Consider the following 2,664-nt stretch of genomic DNA (forward strand, 5'->3'; position numbering starts at 1 on the left):
GGCAAGTTCATCGACGTGGTGGGCGCCTTCAACCCGATGCTGAAGAAGGACGACGCCAACCGCGTGAAGCTCGACGGCGAGAAGGCCGCCGCCTGGCTCAAGAAGGGCGCACAGCCCACCGACCGCGTGCTGCGCTTCCTCGACAAGGCCGGCCTCGCCAAGCGCGAAGCCCGCAACAACCCGAACAAGGCACTCCCGGGCAAGAAGCGCCTGGAGCGCGAGAAGGCCGCCGCGACCGCAGCCGCCGCCGCTGCCGCCGCCAACGGCTAAGGTCTGAGCGATGGCGCCGCGCGACATGGTTCTCGTCGGCGCCATCACCGGTGCGCATGGCATCAGGGGCGAGGTGAAGCTCAGGAGCTTCACCGTCGATCCAGCCGCCATCGCGTCCTACTCGCCGCTCGAGACGGCGGCGGGTGGCAAGATCGTGATCGCAAAGGTCAGGCCGAGCAAGGAAGGCTTCATCGCCATCCTGAAAGGCGTGACCGACCGCAACGCCGCGGAGGGCTTGAGGGGCACGGAGCTTTTCGTGCCGCGCGAGCGCCTTCCCGAACCGGAAGATGACGAGGTCTATATCCATGATCTCATCGGGCTCACGGTTCATCTCGCTGACGGCTCGCTTCTGGGCGAGATCGTCGACGTGGCGGATTATGGCGCGGGCGACCTGATCGACGTGAAGGTTGAAGGCCGGAAGGACACGGTGCTGATCCCTTTTGCCCCCCAGTATGTGCTGGAGACGGCGGAAGACAGGATCGTGGTCGACCTGCCGGAGGGCTTCCTCGATGCGGACGCGAAGCGGGAGGACGAAGCGCCATGAGCTTCAAGGCCACCGTGCTCACGCTCTTCCCGGAGATGTTTCCGGGGCCGCTGGGCATCTCGCTCGCCGGCCGGGCGCTCGAACAGGGCATCTGGTCGCTCGAGGCACGCGATATCCGGGCCTCCGCCAACGACCGCCACCGCACGGTGGACGATCACCCGGCGGGCGGCGGGGCCGGAATGGTGCTGAAGCCCGACGTGCTGGCCGCGGCAATCGACGCCGCACCGCATGACGGCCCAAGGCTCCTGATGAGCCCGCGGGGTGAGCCGTTGACCCAGGCACTGGTGCGCGAGCTCAGTGCGGGTCCGGGTTGCCTGATCGTCTGCGGCCGCTTCGAGGGCGTGGACGAGCGGGTGATCGAGAAACGCAACCTGCGCGAGGTCTCGATCGGGGACTATGTGCTGTCGGGCGGCGAGCCCGCGGCCATCGTGCTGCTCGATGCCGTCGTCAGGCTGCTGCCTGGCGTCATGGGCAGCAAGGCCTCGGGCGAGGAAGAAAGTTTCGAAGGGGGGCTTCTCGAGCACCCGCACTACACCAAGCCCAACGCTTGGGAAGGTGTTGAAATTCCGGGGATTCTCCTCTCCGGCGACCACAAGGCGATCGCCCGGTGGAAGCAGGAACGCAGAGAGGCCCTGACAAAGGCCAGACGGCCCGATTTGTGGAAGGCTCACGAGTCGGGAAAGATTTGATTTTGAACCGGGTTGGGGCTATAGGCCCCCGACCCTTTAAGGAAGACAGTAAGTCATGGATATTATCGCTCAGCTCGAAAAAGAGCAGGTCGCAGTCGTGGCCGCCCAGCGCGCCGTGCCGGAATTCGGCCCGGGCGACACCGTCATCGTCAATGTGAAGGTCAAGGAAGGCGAGCGCTCGCGCGTTCAGGCCTATGAAGGCGTCTGCATCGCCCGTTCCGGCGGCGGCCTCAACGAGAACTTCACCGTCCGCAAGATGTCTTACGGCGAAGGCGTGGAGCGGGTGTTCCCGATCTTCTCTCCGATGATCGACTCGATCAAGGTCGTGCGCCGTGGTGCGGTTCGTCGCGCCAAGCTCTATTACCTGCGCGGCCGCACCGGCAAGTCGGCGCGTATCGCCGAGAAGCAGAAGGCCATGGGCCTCGTCGCTGCAGCTGCCGAAAAGGCCGCTGAGTAAGACAAGGGGCCCGAGGGTCCGCTGCAACGTTCTTGAAGGGCCGGGTTTTCCCGGCCCTTTTATTTTGAGCCGGGAGCCACCGCCATGACCGATGCCTATTTCGCGCAGAACCGCCTGAACTGGGATGACCGCGCCGACATCCACATCCGCGATGAGGCCGGCGGCTATCGTATCGACGCCTTCCTCCAGGGCGAAGACAATCTCCATGACATCGAGCATGACGAGATCGGCGACGTCTCGGGCCTCCGCATCGCGCATCTGCAGTGCCATATCGGCATCGACACGCTCTGCCTGGCACGGCGCGGTGCCTCTTGCGTGGGCCTCGACTTCTCGCCCCGCGCCATCGTGGCGGCGCGCATGCTGCAGGAGAAGACCGGGCTCGATGCCAGCTTCGTCGAGGGCAATGTCTATGACGCGCGGCAGCTGATCGATGGCTTGTTCGACATGGTCTATGTCACCTGGGGTGCCATCGGCTGGCTTCCGGATGTGCGGCGCTGGGCGGAGGTTGCCTCCTCGCTGCTGAAGCCCGGCGGGAGGCTTTACCTTCTCGAAGGCCATCCTTCGCTGATGCAGATCGACGAGAAGGCCGAGGGCCTGCGCATCGGCTTCGACTGGCGCAATGAGCCCGACAGGCCGCTCACCATGAGCGAAGAGACGACCTACACCGGCGACACCGCGAAGATCGCGCACCCGGTGACGCATGA

Annotated in this window: 5 protein-coding genes; all 5 read left to right on the forward strand. The window is 65.2% G+C overall.

Annotated elements, in window-relative coordinates:
• The coding region (gene rpsP / locus WCJ41_RS21395; protein ID WP_336907865.1) for a 30S ribosomal protein S16 at positions 1 to 270 on the forward strand (270 nt) is incomplete at its 5' end.
• A 10-nt stretch (positions 271 to 280) separates the two neighbouring features.
• Entirely contained in the window at positions 281 to 814 is a 534-nt protein-coding gene (rimM, locus tag WCJ41_RS21400) for a ribosome maturation factor RimM (RefSeq protein WP_336907866.1), read from the forward strand.
• Entirely contained in the window at positions 811 to 1,503 is a 693-nt protein-coding gene (gene trmD, locus WCJ41_RS21405) for a tRNA (guanosine(37)-N1)-methyltransferase TrmD (RefSeq protein WP_336907867.1), read from the forward strand. Before rimM ends, trmD begins: the two co-directional genes overlap by 4 nt.
• A 55-nt stretch (positions 1,504 to 1,558) precedes the next feature.
• Positions 1,559 to 1,960, forward strand: a complete 402-nt coding sequence (rplS, locus tag WCJ41_RS21410) for a 50S ribosomal protein L19 (protein WP_336907868.1) — start codon at positions 1,559 to 1,561, stop codon at positions 1,958 to 1,960.
• Between the two features lie 84 nt (positions 1,961 to 2,044).
• A partial coding sequence (locus WCJ41_RS21415) for a class I SAM-dependent methyltransferase (RefSeq protein WP_336907869.1) occupies positions 2,045 to 2,664 on the forward strand: 620 nt, incomplete at its 3' end.

It is taken from the genome of Aestuariivirga sp., from assembly GCF_037139295.1.
GTDB lineage: Bacteria > Pseudomonadota > Alphaproteobacteria > Rhizobiales > Aestuariivirgaceae > Aestuariivirga.

Excerpts from the sequence above, each read along its gene's own strand:
- rimM (WP_336907866.1), top strand. The coding sequence starts at position 281 with ATGGCGCCGCGCGACATGGTTCTCGTCGGCGCCATCACCGGTGCGCAT.
- trmD (WP_336907867.1), top strand. The coding sequence starts at position 811 with ATGAGCTTCAAGGCCACCGTGCTCACGCTCTTCCCGGAGATGTTTCCG.
- rplS (WP_336907868.1), top strand. The coding sequence starts at position 1,559 with ATGGATATTATCGCTCAGCTCGAAAAAGAGCAGGTCGCAGTCGTGGCC.